The organism is Microbacterium sp. I2, from assembly GCF_051364985.1.
In the GTDB taxonomy this organism is placed as follows: Bacteria; Actinomycetota; Actinomycetes; order Actinomycetales; family Microbacteriaceae; genus Microbacterium.
This window is the reverse complement of record NZ_JBLWIH010000001.1, coordinates 475,686-494,345: the sequence shown is the minus strand read 5'-3', so window position 1 is coordinate 494,345 and position 18,660 is coordinate 475,686. Positions and strand designations below refer to the sequence as shown.

The following is an 18,660-nucleotide window of genomic DNA, read 5'->3' as shown; positions in this document are numbered from 1 at the left end:
GCGTTGGCTGGAAGCATGACAGGTTCTGACATCGCCGACCGCGCCCGGATCTTCCGTCGACTTCACGACGGCCCGCGCGCGTTCGTCATGCCCAACCCGTGGGATGCGGGCACAGCGCGGCTCGTGGAGCGCGCCGGCTTCGCCGCCATCGCGACGACATCGGCCGGTCACGCGTTCTCCCAGGGGATGCCCGACGGTCACGCGTCGCTGGATGCCCTGCTCCTGCACGTCTCCGACCTGGCGGCGGCCACCACTCTGCCGCTCAGCGTCGATCTCGAGGACGGTTTCGCCGCGACCGCGGACACGCTCTGCCCGGTGGTGGAGGCGGTCGCGGGCGCGGGCGCCGTCGGGGCGTCGATCGAGGACCGGAAGCGGTCCGGCGAGCTGTATCCGATCGGCGAGGCCGTCGAACGGGTCGAGGCCTTCGTCGCCGCAGCGCATGCACTCCCGTTCCCTTTCACCGTGACCGCGCGATGCGAGTGCTTCCTGGCCGGGCAGCCCGATCTCGATGAGACGATCCGACGGCTGCGGGCATACGAGTCGGCCGGCGCCGACGTGGTCTACGCGCCCGGGCTGCCCACCCGCAACGAGATCCGCACCGTGGTGGACGCTGTCCAGAGCCCGGTGAACGTGGTCGCCGGCCTGGGCGGCGCGACACCCTCGATCGCCGAGCTGGAACGCCTGGGCGTTCGGCGCATCTCGCTCGGCAGCGCGATCGCCCGTGTCGCGTTCGGCGCAGTGCAGCGCGCTCTCGACGAGGTCCAGACCCACGGCACCTTCGGCTTCGAGGCCGACGCGACACCCTACGCCGAGCTCGATGCGGCGATGGCGCGATGAGCGTCGTGATCCGGGATGCGCCGGCGATCGTCGCCGCGCTCGAAGACCCCGCTCTCGTCCCGCCGCCGCGGCCGGGTGCCGGGGCCGCGCTGCAGTTGCGCGCGTCGATGGCGCGTTTCAGCGGTCCGGCGGATCATCCCGTGCGCCGGGCTGCGGTGGTGGGCGCAATCGAGCGGATCGATCCGGATGCGGCCGCTCGCGCCGCGGCGCGCCTCACGCACGCGCTGCTCGGGCGCGGGGAGGTCGATGCCGTCGCCGATATCGCCGCGGTCGTCCCGACGACGGCATTGGCGTCGTGCCTGCCCCTCGCCGACGGCCGGGCGCGGCCCAGCGGGGAAGAGGTCGTGGCGGCCGTCAGCGCCATGGTCGGGGTCATCGGCCACGGCGCGCGTGTCACGCCCGAGGCTGACGATGCCGTGTCGGACCTCGTCGCGCGACACGGCGTCGAAGGAGCTTCTGTGCTGTACCAGAACCACGACGCGACCGCCGCGCTGATCACGACACGGCTCGTGGCTGACGCGAGCGGCGGGCCCGCGGCATCCGCCGTTCCCCGCACGAAGCGTGTCGCGACGCCCGCGAACGGTGCGACAGCGGGTGAGGAAGTCATCCTCGAGATCGGGGCGGCGGGCCTGCCCTTCGGGGCGGGCCCGCACCGCTGCCCGGGGGAGCGGCTGGCAGAAGCCCTCGCGGACGCGGTGCTCGGGGCCATCTCGTCGGCCGGCTACGTTCCGGATCTCGATGCGGCCGAGTACGACTCCGACGGACGCCCGACACGGCTGCCGCTGCACCGCAACACCGCGCCGAGGTAGCCGCACTTGCGTCCGGCGCAAGAACCCTGGGACTTTCCATCGGGAGCCCCACTCCCGGTCAGGGGTGGATTCGGGCGCGAATAGAATCGATACGTGACCGACACGCTCTCCGACGCCCTGCCCCACCCCGACGACAGCGATCTTCCCACCGGCACGGTCGACGTGCTGCTGATCGGCGGCGGCATCATGAGCGCGACCCTCGGAACCCTGCTGCACGAGTTGCAGCCCGACCTCAAGATCGCGGTGTTCGAGCGGCTGAGCGACGTCGCCTTGGAGAGCTCGAACGCGTGGAACAACGCCGGCACCGGGCACGCCGCGCTCTGCGAACTGAACTACACGCCCGAAGGCGAAGACGGCTCCGTCGACCCCGCCAAGGCGATCTCGATCAACGAGCAGTTCCAGCAGAGCCGTCAGCTGTGGTCATCGCTCGTCGAGGCGGGCGTCCTCGACGCTCCGTCGACGTTCATCAACTCCACGCCGCACATGACCTTCGTGCGCGGTGAGAAGGATGTCGCATTCCTCAAGAAGCGCTACGAGGCGCTGAAGGACCAGCCCCTGTTCGCGGGCATCGAGTACAGCGACGACTCGCGTGTCATCAACCAGTGGGCGCCGCTGCTGATGCAGAAGCGCCGCAAGGGCGAGCCGTTCGCCGCCACTCGCGTGCCGGCGGGCACCGACGTCGACTTCGGCGCCTTGACCCGTCAGCTGTTCGCGCACCTCGCAGAGAACGGCGCCGACGTGCGCACCAACACCGAGGTGCGCAAGCTCAAGCGTCTTCCCGACGGCACATGGCGCGTGAAGTATCGCCGGACCCTCGGCCGGACTCCCGGTGAAATCCGCGCGAAGTTCGTGTTCGTCGGCGCCGGTGGATGGGCGCTCAAGCTGCTGCAGCGTTCGGGCATACCTGAGATCTCGGGGTACGGAGTGTTCCCGATCGGCGGCCAGTTCCTCAAGACCACCAACCCCGCGATCGTCGCGCAGCACAAGGCCAAGGTGTACTCGCAGGCGTCGGTGGGCGCGCCGCCGATGTCGGTGCCGCACCTCGACACGCGCGTCGTCGACGGCGAGGCATCCCTGCTGTTCGGTCCGTTCGCGACCTTCAGTCCGAAGTTCCTCAAGAACGGCTCGATGCTCGACATCGTGACGCAGGTCCGTGCGCACAATCTCGGCCCGATGCTGAAGGTCGCCGTCGACAACCCGAGCCTCATCACGTACCTCGTGGGCGAGCTGCTGAAGAACCACAAGAAGAAGGTCGACAGCCTGCGCACCTTCGTTCCGACCGCGAAGGACGGGGACTGGGAGCTCATCCAGGCCGGCCAGCGCGCACAGGTGATGAAGAAGGACCCCGAGAAGGGCGGCATCCTGCAGTTCGGCACCGAGGTGGTCACGGGTGCCGACGGCACCATCGCGGGACTGCTGGGTGCGTCGCCCGGCGCCTCGACGGCCGCGTCGATCATGCTGGGCCTGCTGAAGACCTGCTTCCCCGACCGCATCGGAGCGTGGGAGCCGCGACTGCGCGAACTGATCCCCAGCTACGGCGAGACCCTCAACGCGCGCCCCGACGCCGCGCAGGACGTGCTGTCCGAGACGGCCGACGCGCTCGCACTGACGGCGTAGACGCCCGTTCAGCTCCACGGTCGATGAGTCTGCACCTCCGATGAGGCTGTGGTCGCTTCATCCGTCGGTCCTGGACCGCGTCGCGCTCGTCGCGTGCTGGCGTGAGGGTCTGCTCGCCCAACGTGTGCTCACCGGCACCACACGCGGCTACACCCACCACCCCCAGCTGGAACGATTCCGCGCGGTCGATGACCCGCTCGACGCGATCGGGCACTACCTGATGCGCGTGCGCGCCGAGGCGACGGCGCGGGGGTACCGGTTCGACGCCTCACGAGTCCTGAGGACGGAGGCCCCGAATCCCGGCATTCCCGTTACCACCGGCCAGCTCGCCCTCGAGCTCGAGCACCTGCGGCGCAAGGTCGTCGTGCGCGATCCGCTGTGGCTGCCGCGGCTTCCGCAGGTCGCGCACGCGTCGCCGAGCCTGATCGAGGTGCCAGGCGGCGTCGAGTCCTGGGAGCGCGCTGCGCCGTAGACTCGCGGGGTGGCCAAGCTCTACTTCCGCTACGGAGCGATGAATTCCGGCAAGTCGACGTCGCTCCTGCAGGCCGCTTACAACTACGAGGAGCGGGGCCAGCACGTGCTGCTGGCCAAGCCCGAGATCGACACCAAGGGTGCCGAGCAGATCGACAGCCGACTGGGCATGAAACGCTCCGTCGACTTTCTGATCGGGCCCGACGACGATCTTCGGTCGCTGTTCGCCGAGCATCGTGCACGCGTGAAACGGGATGCCGCGGCCGCGCTCGTGCCCGAGTCCGACGAGCACGAGGTCGATGTCGCGTGCCTCCTCATCGACGAGGCGCAGTTCCTCACCCCCGAGCAGGTGGACGATCTGCTGCGGATCGTCGTGCTCGACGGCGTGCCGGTCCTCGCCTACGGCATCCGGACCGACTTCCAGACGCAGGCGTTCCCCGGATCAGCGCGCCTCATGGAACTCGCGCACAGCCTCGAGGAGCTCAAGACGATCTGCCGCTGCGGCCGCAAGGCGCTCTTCAACGCCCGTCTGGTCGGCGGACGCTTCGTCTTCGAAGGAGACCAGGTCGCCATCGACGAACTCAGCACCGAGCGGGTCACCTACGAGGCGCTGTGTGCCGAGGACTACCTGCGCGAGTCAGGCGGACGCCTGCGGTGACGAAGGCGCGATGGACCGACCCGCGGTCGGGTCGATCTGGGCCTGCGCTCTAGGCTGAAGGCATGCGTGTTCTCCTCGCCGGCGGTGCCGGATACATCGGTGCCCACACGGCCGTCGCCCTCGTCGAAGCCGGGCATGACGTCCTCGTCGTCGACGATCTGTCGAACTCGTCGGCTGAGGCCGTGGCCCGCGTGGAGCAGATCACCGGCGCTGCCGTCCCCCTGTTGAGCGCCGACGCACGCGACGTCGATGCGCTGACCGCATTCGTACGCGAGCACGCCCCCGTCGACGCGGTGATCCACCTCGCCGGCCTCAAAGCCGTCGGCGAATCCGTCGCGGAGCCGGTGCGCTACTACGACGTCAACCTCGGCTCTTCCCTGGCGATCCTCAAGGTGATGGCGGCCGAGGAGATCCCGACGATCGTGTTCTCGAGCTCGGCCACGGTGTACGGCGAGCCCGAGTCGCTGCCCTTGTCGGAGGAGTCGCCGACCGGTATCGACCTGGCGAATCCCTACGGCAAGACCAAGCGCATCATCGAAGAGATCCTGAAGGATGCCGCGGCCGCCGATCCGCGTCTGCGCGCGGTGAGCCTGCGGTACTTCAACCCGGTAGGCGCGCACCCCAGCGGTCTCATCGGCGAGGACCCTGCCGGCATCCCGAACAATCTCATGCCCTATGTCGCACGCGTCGCGGTCGGCACGCTCGATCGGGTGGGCGTGTTCGGCGACGATTACGACACCCCCGACGGCACCGGTCAGCGCGATTACATCCACGTCGTCGACCTCGCGGCAGGACACGTCGCGGCGCTCGAGCGGGCGCGTGAGGGCTACCAGGTATACAACCTCGGAACCGGCACTCCCGTGAGCGTGCTCGAGCTCATCGCCGCTTTCGAGCGGGCTTCGGGCAAGCAGATTCCGCGCGAGATCCTGCCGCGGCGAGCGGGAGACGTCGCGGCGTCATACTGCGACCCCTCCAAGGCGCAGCGCGACCTCGGCTGGACCGCGACCCGCACGATCGACGACGCGTGCCGCGATTCGTGGAACTGGCAGTCGAAGAACCCGAACGGCTACTCGACCGCCTGACCCACGCCGGTTCAGGCCGTCTCGGGCGCCTTCGTGCGCCGGCGGTGGGGGAGCGGCACGAGCATCGAGGTGGTGCGCTGGTACTCGGCGTACGCGGGGTACTTGGATGCCGTGATCGACTCCGTGAAGATCGTGGACCCGATGAAGAGAAGCGTCAGCAGGGCGGCTCCGACGATCGTCCAGTTGAGCCAGCTGCCGCCGTCGGCGACCAGCGCGACCGCGCCGATCGCGTAGAAGGCCCACCACTGCGCCTGCTCGAAGAAGAAGTTGGGATGCCGGCTGTACGCGAACAGTCCCGACGTGAGGAACCCCGGCTCGAGCGTCCCGCCGGCGGCCTTCTTGGCCTGATGGAACCTCCACTGCTGCTGATCGGCAACCGTCTCGCCCACCAGGAAGGCGGCGAACAGGGCGGCGAACGCGGCGTCCCAGCCGTTGAACGCGGTGGGATGCTGCCACGCGATGTACGCGGGCAGGCTGATGAGCAGAAGCAGGGCGTTCTGATACAGCACGATGAACAGCAGATTGAAGATCTGGAACTGCCACCGGGTCATGCGGGCTCGCAGAATCGCCCAGCGATAGTCCTCCATGCCGGTGTAGCCGCCCTTGCGGGCGAAGTTGTACGTGAGTCGCGCGCCCCACGCAGTCACGAGCACGGCCATCACGATCAGGCGGGTCGCGTCCTCACCGGCGACGAGTGCCGCGATCGCGAAGATCCACACGTAGACGACCGGCACGATCGACCACAGCCGGTCGACCCAGGACGTCTCGTTCGTGATCAGCGACGTGATCCAGCAGAAGGCGCTCGCAGCGCCCGCGACGATGAGGACGAGCACGAGTGGATCCATGTCGCCAGAGTAGCGTTTGATTGTGGTCAGACCACAGAGTATCGTGGTCAGACCACACATCGATGAGGAGAACCGTGGCCGAGAACCTGCCGGCGCCCGCAGTGGCCGCGTCGTCCGCGCGCGCCTGGCGCGTCGTGCTGGAGAAGATCGAGACCGATCTGCTCGACGGCGCCCTGCAGCCCGGCGACCGGCTGCCACCTGAACGGGAACTCGCCGCGACTCTCGGCGTCGGGCGCTCGAGCGTGCGCGAAGCGCTGCGCGTCCTCGAGGTGATGGGCCTCATCCGCACCGGTACCGGCTCGGGGCCGACATCCGGGGCGATCATCATCGCGACTCCGCGGGGCGGCATGTCGGCGCTGCTGCGCCTGCAGGTCGCCGCGCAGGGTTTTCCGCTCGACGATGTCGTGGCGACCCGTCTCGTGCTCGAGTCCGCGGTGGTCGAGGCGCTCGCCGCCGACCCCGATCGAGGTACGGCCGAGGCGCGTGCCGTGCTCGAGGCGATGGAATCGTCCGATCTCACACCGGCCGAGTTCCTGTCGCTGGACGCTCAACTGCACCTCGCGCTGGCCGAGGCATCCGGCAACGTCGTGATCGCGTCGACGATGGCGGGGCTTCGCACCGCGATCGAGTCGTACGTGCAGGCGGGAGCTGAGCGCATCACCGACTGGGATGCCACAGCCTCTCGACTACGGCAGGAGCACCGCGCGATCCTCGACGCCGTCGATGCCGGTGACGTCGACTGCGCCCGCAGCCTCGTGCGGGCCCACATCACCGGCTACTACGCACACGCGGGCCTGGCCCGCACCCAGATCTGAAACCGAAAGGCACCACCCATGGTCACGCGTCAGCTGCCCAAGCCCGCAGAGCTGCTCGAGCTCATGCAGTTCAAGAAGCCCGAGCTGAACGCCAAGAAGCGACGCCTCGAGTCGGCGCTCACGATCTACGACCTGCGCGCGATCGCCAAGCGCCGTACGCCCAAGGCGGCCTTCGACTACACCGACGGTGCCGCCGAGGGCGAGCTGTCGCTCGCGCGCGCCCGCCAGGCGTTCGAGGACGTCGAGTTCCACCCCAGCATCCTGCGTCCGGCCGAGCGCGTCGACATGTCGACCGAGATCCTGGGCGGTCCGTCGGCGCTGCCGTTCGGCATCGCACCCACCGGATTCACGCGGCTGATGCAGACCGAAGGGGAGAGCGCGGGCGCGGCCGCGGCCGGTGCCGCCGGCATCCCGTTCACGCTCTCGACGCTGGGCACGACCTCGATCGAGGACGTCAAGAAAGCGAACCCGAACGGGCGCAACTGGTTCCAACTGTACGTCATGCGCGATCGCGAGATCTCGTACGGCCTGGCCCGCCGCGCGGCAGAGGCCGGCTTCGACACGCTGCAGTTCACTGTCGACACGCCGGTCGCGGGCGCGCGCCTGCGCGACAAGCGCAACGGCTTCTCGATCCCTCCCCAGCTGACCCTCGGCACGATCATCAACGCGATTCCCCGGCCGTGGTGGTGGTACGACTTCCTCACGACGCCCAAGCTCGAGTTCGCGTCGCTGTCGACGACCGGCGGTACCGTCGGCGAGCTGCTCAACGCGGCGATGGATCCGACGATCAGCTACGACGACCTCGCGATCATCCGCGACATCTGGCCGGGCAAGATCGTCGTCAAGGGCGTGCAGAACGTCGAGGACTCGAAGCGGCTGATCGACGCCGGGGTCGACGGGATCATCCTGTCGAACCACGGCGGACGCCAGCTGGACCGCGCGCCGATCCCCTTCCGGCTGCTGCCCGAGGTCGTGCGCGAGGTCGGCAAGGACGCGACGGTCATGGTCGACACGGGCATCATGAACGGCGCCGACATCGTCGCCTCGATCGCGCTGGGCGCGAAGTTCACACTGATCGGCCGTGCCTACCTCTACGGCCTCATGGCCGGCGGGCGCGAGGGAGTCGACCGTACGATCGCGATTCTCCGCAGCGAGATCGAGCGCACGATGCAGCTGCTCGGAGTCGCGTCTCTCGCCGAGCTCGAGCCGAAGCACGTGACGCAGCTCACACGGCTCCTGCCGCTGGCCGGTGCTCCCGCAGAGGCTGCGGGCGGGGGAGCGCCGCGCGTACGGGCCGTATCGGGCCAGGCGGCACGGGCTCCGAAGGCCTCAGTGACGGCCAACGGCGTCGCTTCCGGTTCCACGAAGCCCACGGCCGCGCGCACCAAGGCTGCCGCGAAGGGTTGACCCGTTTCGTCTCGGCGACGAAGGCGGCAGCCTCCGCGACGACGGATGCCGCGGCATCGCGTTCCGCGAAGCCCGCTGCTTCGCGTGCCGAGGCCCGCGGCTCCGACCGGGCTTGCGCGGTGCACGAAGCATGGATCCGCCGCAATTCGCCTGCGCCGTGGTGTCTCTGGACAGCCCGCCGTCTTCCCGCTATGGGAACCGGCATTCGCTGCGCCCTGCTTCGGGCGCGGTTGCCGAAACCGGCAGCGCGAGCGCCAGATCAGCCGTCAGACGCGGACGGGGAGCGTGGGGATGAGCTGCTCGAGGTACGCGGCGGTGTCTTCCCAGCCCTCGACTGCGTGGCAGGCCACACCCATCGCGAGCACGGGGTAGTCGTTGCCGTCGGGGTCGAGGCGGTCGCCGACGAACAGCATGTCGTCGAGCGGGATGCCGGTCTGCTCCGACAGCTGGCGCATGCCGTAGGCCTTGTCGATGCCCTGCTCGGTGATGTCGACAGACGTCGAGCCGCCGGAGCGCACCTCGAGGTCGGGGAGGAGGGCGGCGACCGCGGCCCGGAGCGTGTTCTTCTTCTCACCCGTCGGATCCCACGCGCTCTTGGCCGATACGGGGGCCTTCTGGCCGAGGGCGGAGAAAGTGATCTGCGAGCCGCGGTCCTCGAGGATGTCGCCCCAGGTCTCGGACTCCCACAGGCCCAGGCGCCGCGCTTCGTCCTCGACGGCGGCCAGCGCGCGGGACTTCTGGTCGTCGGTCAGCGAGCGCTTGTAGATCGTGACGACGCCGTCTTCCGACAGTCGGTAGTACTGGGTGCCGCAGGTGGGCAGCAGGTGCATGCGCTCGAGAACGGCGGCCGAGGCATCCGGAAGCCGGTCGACGACCTGCGCGGTGAACTGGGCCAGCTGCCCACCCGAGATGATCGCGACCTCGACGCGCTCCGCCAGCGCGATCAGCAGCTCGCCGATGCGCGGATCGATCGGGCTCTTCGACGGCGCAAGCGTGTCGTCGAGATCGAACGCCACGAGGCGGGGAGGGATGCTGCCTGTCATCGTCTGGAATCCTTCGGTCATTCGATGCGAAAGGCTCCGCCGATGTGGCGGAGCCTCTCTGTGGTCGGGGTGACAGGATTTGAACCTGCGGCCTCTTCGTCCCGAACGAAGCGCGCTACCAAGCTGCGCCACACCCCGATGACAACCCCACGAGTCTACCTGATGCTGGGGCGTACTCCGAACCGGGATCGCCTCGTCGCGAGGAGCGATGCCCCCGCCGTGAGGAGGCCGATCGCGATGCCCGCCGGGCCGCGGAGCGCGTCGATGCTCGCTCCGGTGGCCGCGAGAGCCGGTGGTGAGGCGGTCGGGGATGCCGGGGGCGCGGCGAGCCGCGAGGTCTCGTTCTCGATCCCGCAGATGCCGGTGTGGACCGAGGCGCCCGTCGCATCGACCGCGTGCTCCTGCCAGTAGTACGTGCCGGGGAGGTCGATCGGGGGCGAAGTCACCGTGTAGCGCCCGATGGCCGTCACTGCGATCGGCTCGCTCTGCCACACCAGGTTCTCGGGCACGCAGGTGTCGGCCGCCGCGATGCCGTCGACGGCGCGGTAGAGCGCCGCGGTGACCTGGAGGCCGTCCGCGGGCACGCCACCGGCGACGTCGATGGTGTCGGTGATCGTGCCGCCCGTCGTTGCCGTGGCCTGCGCCGTCGTCGTGATCGCAGGGACGACGGCGACCTGGCTGCGCACGCCGAACCCCTCGGCCCACACATAGTCCGCCCCGGTGTGCGCTGACACCTCAGGCGATTGGTCCGCACCCCTGATCGTCCATACCGCCGTGTAGAAGCCGGGATCCGCCATGTCCCACGTGGAGGTCACCGTGTACGGCGCGTTCGGGCCGGTTGCGGCATCCGTCACGAGAGAAAGCTCGCCGATCGGCTCGCCGTCCGGCGCGATCGGCTGGCCCGGCACCGGCTCAGCATCCGTGCGGTACACGGTCGCGCTCGCCGCGACGGACAGGAATGAGCCGTCGTCGTCTCGCGGCCATTCTCCCGAGGCGAGCGCGAAGGTCACCTCGTCGACGTAGGCCCCGCCGGGCACGTAGCGGCTCGGGACGCGTGTCGAGATGGCGGGAGCGAACGGGGGGACGCGGGGCGCGGCGTCCGCTCCGGCCACCTCGAACTCGAGTAACCCCGCCGGACCGGCCGTGTCTTGTCCGCCGGGCGTCGTGAAATGGCGGACGGCGGCGGCATGGCCCGCCGAGAATCGGCCCGTCGCACTCACGGTGTAGGGGCGGCCCAGCGTGGTCGGCTGGGTCGTGATCGCGTACTCCGTGCCGGCCGTCACCCCTTCGCGGGTCGGTGCGCCCGTGTCGGCGAAGACCGCGCCGGTGAGGGTCAACGATCCATTGGCCGCCGTGGTCGCGTCGACCCTGACCGTGCCGGAGCGGTGGTTCGCGGCATCCGTAGTGAAAGCGACAGTTCCGCTCGCGGCGGCGACGCCGGCAGTGGTGTGGATCGCTTCGTCGTAGTAGGCGACGGCCCGTTCCTGCACGGCGCGACTGTGTTCGGGTGCCAAGGCCGAGAAGGTCCAGTGGATCGCACCCGCCAGGGAGTCGCCGGGGTAGCCGAACGCGTGGAGCGTCTCATCCCAGTTCGCGATCGCTTTCACCGCCCACCCGACCGCTGCCGCTTGGACGGGGTCGGAGGTCTGGCCGTACTTCGTGACGAGAAGATTGATGCGTGTGAGCTGTTCAGGGCTCAGACCGGCTGCGGAACCGCTGATGCCGTGATCTGTGCTTGCGCCGGTCGGCGCAGGCGCGCCCGGCGTGATGCAGTAGGTGTGCACGCCGTCGACGAGCATCGAGCCGTGCCAGCCGTATCTCGAGATCGGCGCCCACGTGCCGAACCCGGCTCCCTGGGTCGCCGCGTGCGCCGGCGCTGCCACCACGACTCCGCCGATGAGCACAGCGAGCAGGGCGGTGAGCGTCGTCAGCAGCGCGAGAACACGGCGGTGGAGCGGATGCAGGGGAGTGGCTTGTCGGATCGGCACGGCTCGATCCTGACCGCCGCCGACAACCCACCAAGAGCGATGCGAGCGATCTGTGGACGGCGCGCGCGAAACCGCTCCTGGGGAGGAGCGGACGCGGGTCGGCCCTATTCGCGGGCGGTGAGGGTGAGGAGGGATGCCTCGGGCCGGCACGCGAAGCGCACTGGCGCGTAGATCGAGTGCCCGAGACCCGCGCTGACGTTCAGCGGCACCGTGCGTGCGGAATGCGTCCACGTGCTGAGGCCACGTGCCTGCCGCAGGGGGATGTCGCAGTTGGCGACGAGCGCGCCGAAGCCCGGCACGCGCACCTGCCCGCCATGTGTGTGGCCGCCGAAGATGGCGTCCGCGCCGAGGTCCGTGAACGCATCGAGAACGCGCCGATAGGGCGCATGCGTGACGCCGATTGTGAGGTCCGCCGTGCGGTCGTTGCGCATGCCTTCGACGAGTTCTGGGAGGACTTCGAGTCGATCCCAGTCGCAGTGCGCGTCGCTGACACCGAACCCGTGGATGCGCAGGCCGCCGGCATCCACCGTACCCACCGCGTTGTTGAGGTCGATCCAGCCGAGCTCATCCCGGAGGTAGCCGTCGAGCGCGTCGGCGTCGAGCGGCTCTGTGGTCGGCCTGACATTCGAGGGGCCCATGAAGTACTTGAGCGGATTACGGGGCGACGGAGCCGTGTGGTCGTTCGAGCCATGAACGAAGACCCCGGGGACGCCCCGCAGCGGGTCGAACGCCGCGCGCAGGCCGCGCAGTCCCTCGGCGTGACCGAGGTTGTCGCCCGTGTTCACTACGAGGTCGGGCTGGAGCTCGGCGAGTGCCGCGATCCATCGCTGCTTGCGGCGCTGCCACGGCGCCATGTGCGCGTCGGAGAGATGCAGGACGCGGATGGGCGCGGAGCCGGCCGGAAGCACCGGCACCTCGTGGAAGCGCACGGTGAACAGGTAGCGCTCGATGCCGATGCCCCAGATCGCCGCGGCGGCGCCGATCGCCCCCACCGCGCCGAGCGCGGTGAGGGCGGTGCGTGAGCCGCCGGATGCTCGGGGCGGCACTAGTCGTCGTTGCCGTTGTTGCCGCGGCCGCCGCCCCCACCGCAGTTCGCAGAGGCGTAATCCACGGTGATGGCGGAGTTGCGGTTCACGACGGTTCCGGCTGCCGGGCTCGTGCCCGTCGCGCGTGGTTGAGCTGTGGCTGCATCCGGCGTGCAGGTGCCGTCGGTGACGTTCCCGAACCCGGCGCTGCGCAGGGCGCGCTTGGCGTCCTCGAGCGACTGCCCGCCGACATTGGGAACGGCCATGCCCTGCCCGTTGCTGGGGTTGATCGTCACCGCCGTGCCGCCCGCGACCTTCCCGGCGCCGGGACTCTGCGCGGCCACGAGACCTTCGGCCTGATCCGAGTCCACCGGCGCGCCGACGACGACATCAAAGCCGTTATCAGACAGGGTCTGAGACGCCTGGTCGACCGGCATACCGACCACGTTGGGCAGATCGACGGCCACCTGACGCGTGAGGTTGGCGTCGGCATCCGGGAATCGATCGCCGCCGTAGACGGCGTTCGCGGCCGCCTGGATCTGCTGGGCGATGGGGTAGCGGAGGTCGTTGGCTCGTCTGCGGTCAGTGTAGGTGCGGTCGAGGCGGACGGATCCGTTGGAGTTGCCGACCCAGACCGCGGTGGCGACCTTGGTGCTCGACTCGACCATCCACGTCTGCCAGTACTCGTGCGTTCCCGTCTTTCCGAGCACGGGTACACCGTCGCGCGGGCGCGCACTGCTTCCCGTGCCGCCGTTGTTCATCACACCCTGCAGGGCTGTGGCCGCGGTCGCCGCGACTGCGGGGTCGAGCACCTGCGTGCACGCGCGTTGCGGCTTGGGCAGCTCCGTCCCCTCGGAGTCGGTGACCTTGTCGATCACTTGCGGCTGACAGTAGATGCCGTTGTTCGCGACCGTGGCGTAGGCGCCGGCCATCGCGAGCGGCGAGACCGCGTCGGAACCGATGACGTTGTTCGCATTCGGCATCGTGATCGGCTCGCCGGTACCCTTCGTCACGCCCATCTTCGTGGCGACGTTGGCGATGTCGCAGAGGTCGAGCTGGGTCGCCATCGCGATGAAGCCCGAGTTCAGTGACTCACGCGTGAAGCGCATCGGCGTTCCGACGTAGCCGTTGCCGCTACCGAAGTTGTTCGGCTTCCAGTTGTCCTGGTTGACCCAGTCGCCGGTGCAGCTATTCGTCATCCGCTTCGGCGGGCGCACTGTGCCGTTGACGGTCTCATTCAGCGACTTGCCCTGCTCGAGCCAGTCGATCAGCGTGAACAGCTTGAACGTCGAGCCAACGGAGAAGCCGATGGATCCGCCGAACTGCCGGTCGCCGGCATAGACGATGCTCGAATAGTTGGGGTCGCCGGCATTGTCGCCGTCCTTGAAGACCGTGTTCTGCGCGATCGAGAGCACGCGGCCCGTCGTGGCCTCGACGCTCGTCGCAGCTGCACCGAACTGCATTCCGGGAATCGAGCTGGGTGCCCATTCGGCGACGCTGTCGCGGGCGGGGTTCTGGACGCGCCAATCCAGCGTCAAGTAGACGTTCAGACCGCCCTGACGCAGGTTCTTGATGCGCTCATCCGACGTCTCGCCGAAGGCGGGATCCCTCTCGAGCACCATACGCACGTACTGGCAGAAATACTCCGCGCCCGCAGCGTTCGCGCAACCGGTCTTCGGCTGCGTGATGTTGGGGGTGATCGGCTCGATCACCGCTGCGTCGTACTGCTCCTGCGTGATCTTGCCGTCATCGAGCATGCGGCTCAGCACGTAGAGCTGACGACCCTTGGTAGAGGTGTACCCGTCCGCGGCGGCAAGATACTGCTCCTGCGTGATCTTGCCGGCCTCGAGCATCGAGTCCAGCCCGGCCAGCTGCCCCGCACGCACGTCGTCGATCAGGCCGTCGGGGGCCTTGTTGAATGCTGTGCCGTCCTCTCCGAAGATCGAGCCGCCGGTCTTGTCGATGCGGTACGTGTTCGGGTTCTGCACGATACCTGCGAGCGTCGCCGCCTGCGCCACCGACAGCTCCGCCGCCGACACGCCGAAGTAGTAACGGGCCGCGGCGTCGATGCCGTATGTCGTGCCGCCGAAGTTGGCGATGTTCAGATAGCCGAGCAGGATGTCGTTCTTGGAGTACTTCTGCTCCAGCGAGATCGCGTAACGCATCTCCTGCAGCTTGCGCTGGATGCCCTCGGTGCCCTCAGCGGTCGTCGCGTCGGTCCAGCAGTCCAGCAGCGCCTGATCGCGGCTGACCTTCTCTACCGGCGCACCGCTCTCGTTCAGGACGGGCTCGCCCTTGTCGTCGACCTCGTACTCGGCCTCCGCGTTCTGCTCACACTTCTGGATGAGGATGTTCTTGACGTACTGCTGACTGATCGACGAGCCACCCTGGGTCTCGCCGCCGCCCTGCACGTTCGAGAGCACCGCGCGCGTCGTACCGATGAGGTCCACACCGCCGTGCTGGTAGTAGCGGGGGTCCTCACTGGAGAGGATCGCGTCGTAGACGACGGGAGCGATCTGGTCGAACTCGACGGGGGACCGGTTCTGGTCGTAGAACTTCGTCCACTCCTCGTACTGACCGGTGTCGTGGTTCATGGTCCACAGCGTCGTCGGAAGCATGAGCTTCTCGATCTCGAGCACGCTGGGCAGATTGTCGAACATCGTGATCGCCCGCTCGGCTGCGGTGCCGGTGATGGCGACAGCGGGGGTCACCGTCGCGGCGATGAGGACACCCGCGACTGCGCTGAGGCCGACGAGGCCGGCGAGACCGCCGAGCACACCGCTAGCCGTCCGATTCTTATCAGGCATAGGCTTGATCGTAAGGGAGATACCTGGGCGATTCCCTGACGGACGTGCGCCCGCCAAGGTGTTTCTCAGCTTCCATCCGCCCTATTCCGCGCGAGGATCCACGCCGATCCGAGCCCATCTCGAGGAGTCTCGATGACGACGTGGGAGTACCTCACCACGCCTTTGCTGATCCACAACACCGCCGCGATCCTCAACAACTGGGGCAAGCAGGGCTGGGAGCTCGTGCAGATCGTGCCCGGCCCCGAGGGCGGGCTGGTCGCGTACTTCAAGCGTCCGTCCGGCGGCGGGCAAGCGAACGCGGGACTGGATGCCGCAGCCCAGGCTGCGCAGCAGTTCGGCGAGGGCTGATCACCATGAGCGTGAGTGAGCGACTGGCCGAGCTCGGCATCCGTCTTCCTGATGTCGTGCCTCCCGTGGCTGCCTACGTCCCCGCGAAGGCACACGGCGATCTCGTCTACACGGCCGGACAGCTGCCGATGGTCTCGGGTGCCCTGCCCGCCACCGGCAAGGTCGGCGACGGCGAGGGTCTGGTGCCCGCGAGCGACGCCAAGGACTATGCGCGCCAGTGCGCGCTCAACGCCATCGCGGCGGCCGCAGCTGCCGCCGGCGGGGTGGACCGGCTCACGGGCGTGCTCAAGGTGACCGGGTTCGTGGCATCCGTTCCCGAGTTCACGGGGCAGCCCGGCGTGATCAACGGCGCCAGCGACGTACTGGGCGAGATCTTCGGCGACGCGGGCCGTCACGCGAGGTCGGCCGTCGGCGTGCCGGTGCTGCCGCTCGACGCCCCCGTCGAAGTCGAGGTCGTCTTCACCACCGCGTGAACCACGAAGAGAGCGGATGCCGCGCCCCAGGGGTCGCGGCATCCGCTCTCTCGTCTTCTACTTGACCTGCGCCGAGATCACGCTCATCACGGCGGTGTCGGCTAGCGTCGTCGTGTCGCCGACTTCGCGGCCCTCGGCGACGTCACGCAGCAGGCGGCGCATGATCTTGCCGGAGCGGGTCTTGGGCAGTTCGCCGACGATGTAGACGTCGCGGGGGCGGGCGATCGGGCCGATCTGCTCGCCGACCCACAGTCGCAGCGTGTTGGCGAGACCTTCCGCGGAGTTCTCGTTCAGGTACGACTGCTTGATGATGACGAAGGCGACGACGGCCTGACCGGTGGTCTCATCCGATGCGCCGACCACGGCGGCCTCGGCGGTCGCTTCGTGAGCGACGAGCGCCGACTCGATCTCGGTCGTCGACAGCCGGTGTCCCGACACGTTCATGACGTCGTCTACGCGGCCGAGGAACCACACGTCGCCGTCGTCGTCGAGGCGCGCGCCGTCGCCGGCGAAGTAGTAGCCCTGCGTGCGGAACTTGTCCCAGTAGGTCTCGACGAAGCGGTCGGGGTCGCCCCAGATGCCGCGCAGCATCGACGGCCACGGCTCGGTGACGACCAGCAGACCGCCGTTGCCGCTGCCCACGTGCGTGCCGTCCTCGTCGACCACGTCGATCGAGATGCCCGGAAGCGGCACCTGCGCCGAGCCCGGCTTGGTCTCGGTGACGCCCGGCAGAGCCGACACCATGATCGCGCCGGTCTCGGTCTGCCACCACGTGTCGACGATCGGAGCCGTCTTGCCGCCGATCACCTTGCGATACCACATCCACGCCTCGGGGTTGATGGGCTCGCCCACCGACCCGAGCAGCCGCAGCGACGACAGATCGAACTGCTTCGGCACCGAGCGGCCGATCTTCATGAAGGAGCGGATGGCCGTCGGGGCGGTGTAGAGGACGGTGACGCCGTACTTCTGGACGATCTCCCACCAGCGACCCGGGTGCGGGGTGTCGGGGGTGCCCTCGTACAGCACCTGCGTGGCGCCGTTGGCGAGTGGACCGTACGTGACATATGTGTGGCCGGTGATCCACCCGATGTCGGCGGTGCACCAGTACACGTCGGTCTCGGGGTGGATGTCGTGCACGATCTTGTTCGTGAACGCCGACTGGGTCAGGTAGCCGCCGGTGGTGTGCAGGATTCCCTTGGGCTTTCCGGTGGTGCCGGACGTGTAGAGGATGAACAGCGGGTTCTCGGCGGGGAAGGCCTTCGCCTCATGATCGGCCGAGGCCTGCGGCACGACGTCGTGCCACCAGAGGTCGCGGCCGTCCGTCCAGTCGACCTCGTTCTCGCCGCGCTTGACGACGAGCACGTGCTCGACGGTCTCTTGCACGCCGGAGCCGTTGCGATCGCCCAGAGCCATATCGACGGCGGGCTTGAGCGGCGAGACCTTGCCCTTGCGGTAGCCGCCGTCCGCAGTGATGACGAGCTTGGCGCCGGCGTCGTCGATGCGCGCGCGCAGGCTGTCGGCCGAGAATCCACCGAACACGACCGAGTGGATCGCCCCGATGCGCACGACGGCCAGCATCGCGGCGACGGCCTCGGGGATCATCGGCATATAGATCGCGACGCGGTCTCCCTCGCCGATGCCCAGCCCCTGCAGCACGTTCGCCAGCCGCTTCACCTCATCGGTCAGCTCGGCGTAGGTGACGCGGCGCTCGTCGCCGGGCTCGCCCTCCCACAGCAGGGCGACGCGGTCGCCGTGGCCGGCCTCGACGTGGCGGTCCAGGCAGTTGAACGCGACGTTCAGCTCGCCGTCTGCGAACCACTGCGCGAAGGGCGGGTTCGACCAGTCGAGCACCTCGGTGAACGGCTTGTGCCAGTGGAGCGCTCGAGCCTGCTTCGCCCAGAACCCTTCGCGATCAGCGGATGCCTCGGCATACAGCTCCTCCGTGGCGATCGCGTTCGCGGCGAACTCGGGCGGCGGCGCGAAACGCCGGTCCTCGTTCAGGAGGTGGTCGATCTGGCTGGATGTCTGGTCGCTCATCTGAGCGCGCTCCTTTGCGGGCTGGCGGAGGGCCGGAGGGTGGCCGGCGAGTCTGTCACGAAATGTACCGACGGCGCCGACAGGCTCACTACCCCCGATAGTAGGTGGCGCCGTGTTGTTCGACTGGAGCGATATATCAGTGAGAATCCTCTCCTTTTCGCTCATTTTTGTTTTGTGAGGGAACCTGCCTCGCATATGCTGTCCCCCGGCCGAACATTCGATTCTGGCATTGCGGTACCCGACATCACCCCCCGACATCGGGTTCCGCGCACGGCGGCATCCCATTCCCCCCATGGGATGCCGCCTTTCTTTTGTGGGAGCGGTCCCGAGTGTGCATCGGCTCCTCCACAGGGGCACCTTGCGAAGCGTTCATCCACGGATCGCGGTGACAGCATGTC

16 protein-coding genes and 1 tRNA gene are annotated in these 18,660 nt (G+C 68.6%); 10 read left to right on the top strand and 7 right to left on the bottom strand.

Features of this window, described 5'->3' with window-relative positions:
- Nucleotides 1-15: 15 nt before the first annotated feature.
- From ACLKM7_RS02285 to galE, 6 genes are all read left to right on the top strand, one after another.
- Nucleotides 16-837 (top strand): isocitrate lyase/PEP mutase family protein, encoded by an 822-nt coding sequence (locus ACLKM7_RS02285; protein ID WP_436445395.1) that lies wholly within the window; start codon nucleotides 16-18, stop codon nucleotides 835-837.
- Entirely contained in the window at nucleotides 834-1,646 is an 813-nt protein-coding gene (locus ACLKM7_RS02280) for a hypothetical protein (RefSeq protein WP_436445394.1), read from the top strand. The genes ACLKM7_RS02285 and ACLKM7_RS02280 overlap by 4 nt, the downstream gene beginning before the upstream one ends.
- 117 nt (nucleotides 1,647-1,763) lie before the next feature.
- On the top strand, nucleotides 1,764-3,263 hold the full coding sequence (locus tag ACLKM7_RS02275; protein WP_436445764.1) for a malate:quinone oxidoreductase: 1,500 nt from the start codon (nucleotides 1,764-1,766) through the stop codon (nucleotides 3,261-3,263).
- 40 nt (nucleotides 3,264-3,303) lie between these two features.
- A complete protein-coding gene (locus ACLKM7_RS02270; RefSeq protein ID WP_436445393.1) occupies nucleotides 3,304-3,735 on the top strand; it encodes a pyrimidine dimer DNA glycosylase/endonuclease V in 432 nt (143 codons plus the stop codon).
- 9 nt (nucleotides 3,736-3,744) lie between these two features.
- Nucleotides 3,745-4,392: a thymidine kinase gene (locus ACLKM7_RS02265; protein WP_436445392.1), complete on the top strand. Its 648-nt coding sequence runs from the start codon at nucleotides 3,745-3,747 to the stop codon at nucleotides 4,390-4,392.
- Nucleotides 4,393-4,454: 62 nt separating this feature from the next.
- Entirely contained in the window at nucleotides 4,455-5,474 is a 1,020-nt protein-coding gene (gene galE / locus ACLKM7_RS02260; protein WP_436445391.1) for a UDP-glucose 4-epimerase GalE, read from the top strand.
- An 11-nt stretch (nucleotides 5,475-5,485) separates the two neighbouring features.
- Here galE and ACLKM7_RS02255 read toward each other — a convergent pair whose 3' ends face one another.
- Nucleotides 5,486-6,319 (bottom strand): DUF1295 domain-containing protein, encoded by an 834-nt coding sequence (locus ACLKM7_RS02255; protein WP_436445390.1) that lies wholly within the window; start codon nucleotides 6,317-6,319, stop codon nucleotides 5,486-5,488.
- Nucleotides 6,320-6,393: 74 nt separating this feature from the next.
- Here ACLKM7_RS02255 and ACLKM7_RS02250 point away from each other — a divergent pair, with 74 nt between their 5' ends.
- Nucleotides 6,394-7,134, top strand: coding sequence for a FadR/GntR family transcriptional regulator (locus ACLKM7_RS02250; protein WP_436445389.1), 741 nt, complete (start codon nucleotides 6,394-6,396; stop codon nucleotides 7,132-7,134).
- A gap of 18 nt (nucleotides 7,135-7,152) precedes the next feature.
- The gene (locus ACLKM7_RS02245; RefSeq protein WP_436445388.1) at nucleotides 7,153-8,541 is read left to right on the top strand and encodes an alpha-hydroxy acid oxidase; all 1,389 of its coding nucleotides are present in this window, start codon (nucleotides 7,153-7,155) and stop codon (nucleotides 8,539-8,541) included.
- A 266-nt stretch (nucleotides 8,542-8,807) separates the two neighbouring features.
- Here the strand turns inward: ACLKM7_RS02245 and ACLKM7_RS02240 are convergent, their stop codons facing one another.
- The 5 genes from ACLKM7_RS02240 to ACLKM7_RS02220 all read right to left on the bottom strand — a co-directional run bounded on the left by ACLKM7_RS02240 (nucleotide 8,808) and on the right by ACLKM7_RS02220 (nucleotide 15,404).
- On the bottom strand, nucleotides 8,808-9,584 hold the full coding sequence (locus ACLKM7_RS02240; protein ID WP_436445387.1) for an HAD-IIB family hydrolase: 777 nt from the start codon (nucleotides 9,582-9,584) through the stop codon (nucleotides 8,808-8,810).
- A 61-nt stretch (nucleotides 9,585-9,645) separates the two neighbouring features.
- Nucleotides 9,646-9,722: transfer RNA gene (locus tag ACLKM7_RS02235), tRNA-Pro, on the bottom strand.
- 17 nt (nucleotides 9,723-9,739) lie between these two features.
- On the bottom strand, nucleotides 9,740-11,572 hold the full coding sequence (locus tag ACLKM7_RS02230) for a hypothetical protein (RefSeq protein ID WP_436445386.1): 1,833 nt from the start codon (nucleotides 11,570-11,572) through the stop codon (nucleotides 9,740-9,742).
- 104 nt (nucleotides 11,573-11,676) lie between these two features.
- On the bottom strand, nucleotides 11,677-12,618 hold the full coding sequence (locus tag ACLKM7_RS02225) for a metallophosphoesterase (RefSeq protein WP_436445385.1): 942 nt from the start codon (nucleotides 12,616-12,618) through the stop codon (nucleotides 11,677-11,679).
- The gene (locus tag ACLKM7_RS02220) at nucleotides 12,618-15,404 is read right to left on the bottom strand and encodes a transglycosylase domain-containing protein (protein WP_436445384.1); all 2,787 of its coding nucleotides are present in this window, start codon (nucleotides 15,402-15,404) and stop codon (nucleotides 12,618-12,620) included. The genes ACLKM7_RS02225 and ACLKM7_RS02220 overlap by 1 nt, the downstream gene beginning before the upstream one ends.
- A gap of 132 nt (nucleotides 15,405-15,536) precedes the next feature.
- Between ACLKM7_RS02220 and ACLKM7_RS02215 the strand changes: the two genes are divergently transcribed.
- Nucleotides 15,537-15,752, top strand: a complete 216-nt coding sequence (locus ACLKM7_RS02215; protein WP_436445383.1) for a DUF4177 domain-containing protein — start codon at nucleotides 15,537-15,539, stop codon at nucleotides 15,750-15,752.
- A 5-nt stretch (nucleotides 15,753-15,757) separates the two neighbouring features.
- Complete coding sequence (locus tag ACLKM7_RS02210) at nucleotides 15,758-16,225, top strand: RidA family protein (RefSeq protein WP_436445382.1); 468 nt, start codon at nucleotides 15,758-15,760, stop codon at nucleotides 16,223-16,225.
- 57 nt (nucleotides 16,226-16,282) lie between these two features.
- Here ACLKM7_RS02210 and acs read toward each other — a convergent pair whose 3' ends face one another.
- Entirely contained in the window at nucleotides 16,283-18,262 is a 1,980-nt protein-coding gene (gene acs / locus ACLKM7_RS02205) for an acetate--CoA ligase (protein ID WP_436445381.1), read from the bottom strand.
- Between the last annotated feature and the right edge of the window lie 398 nt (nucleotides 18,263-18,660).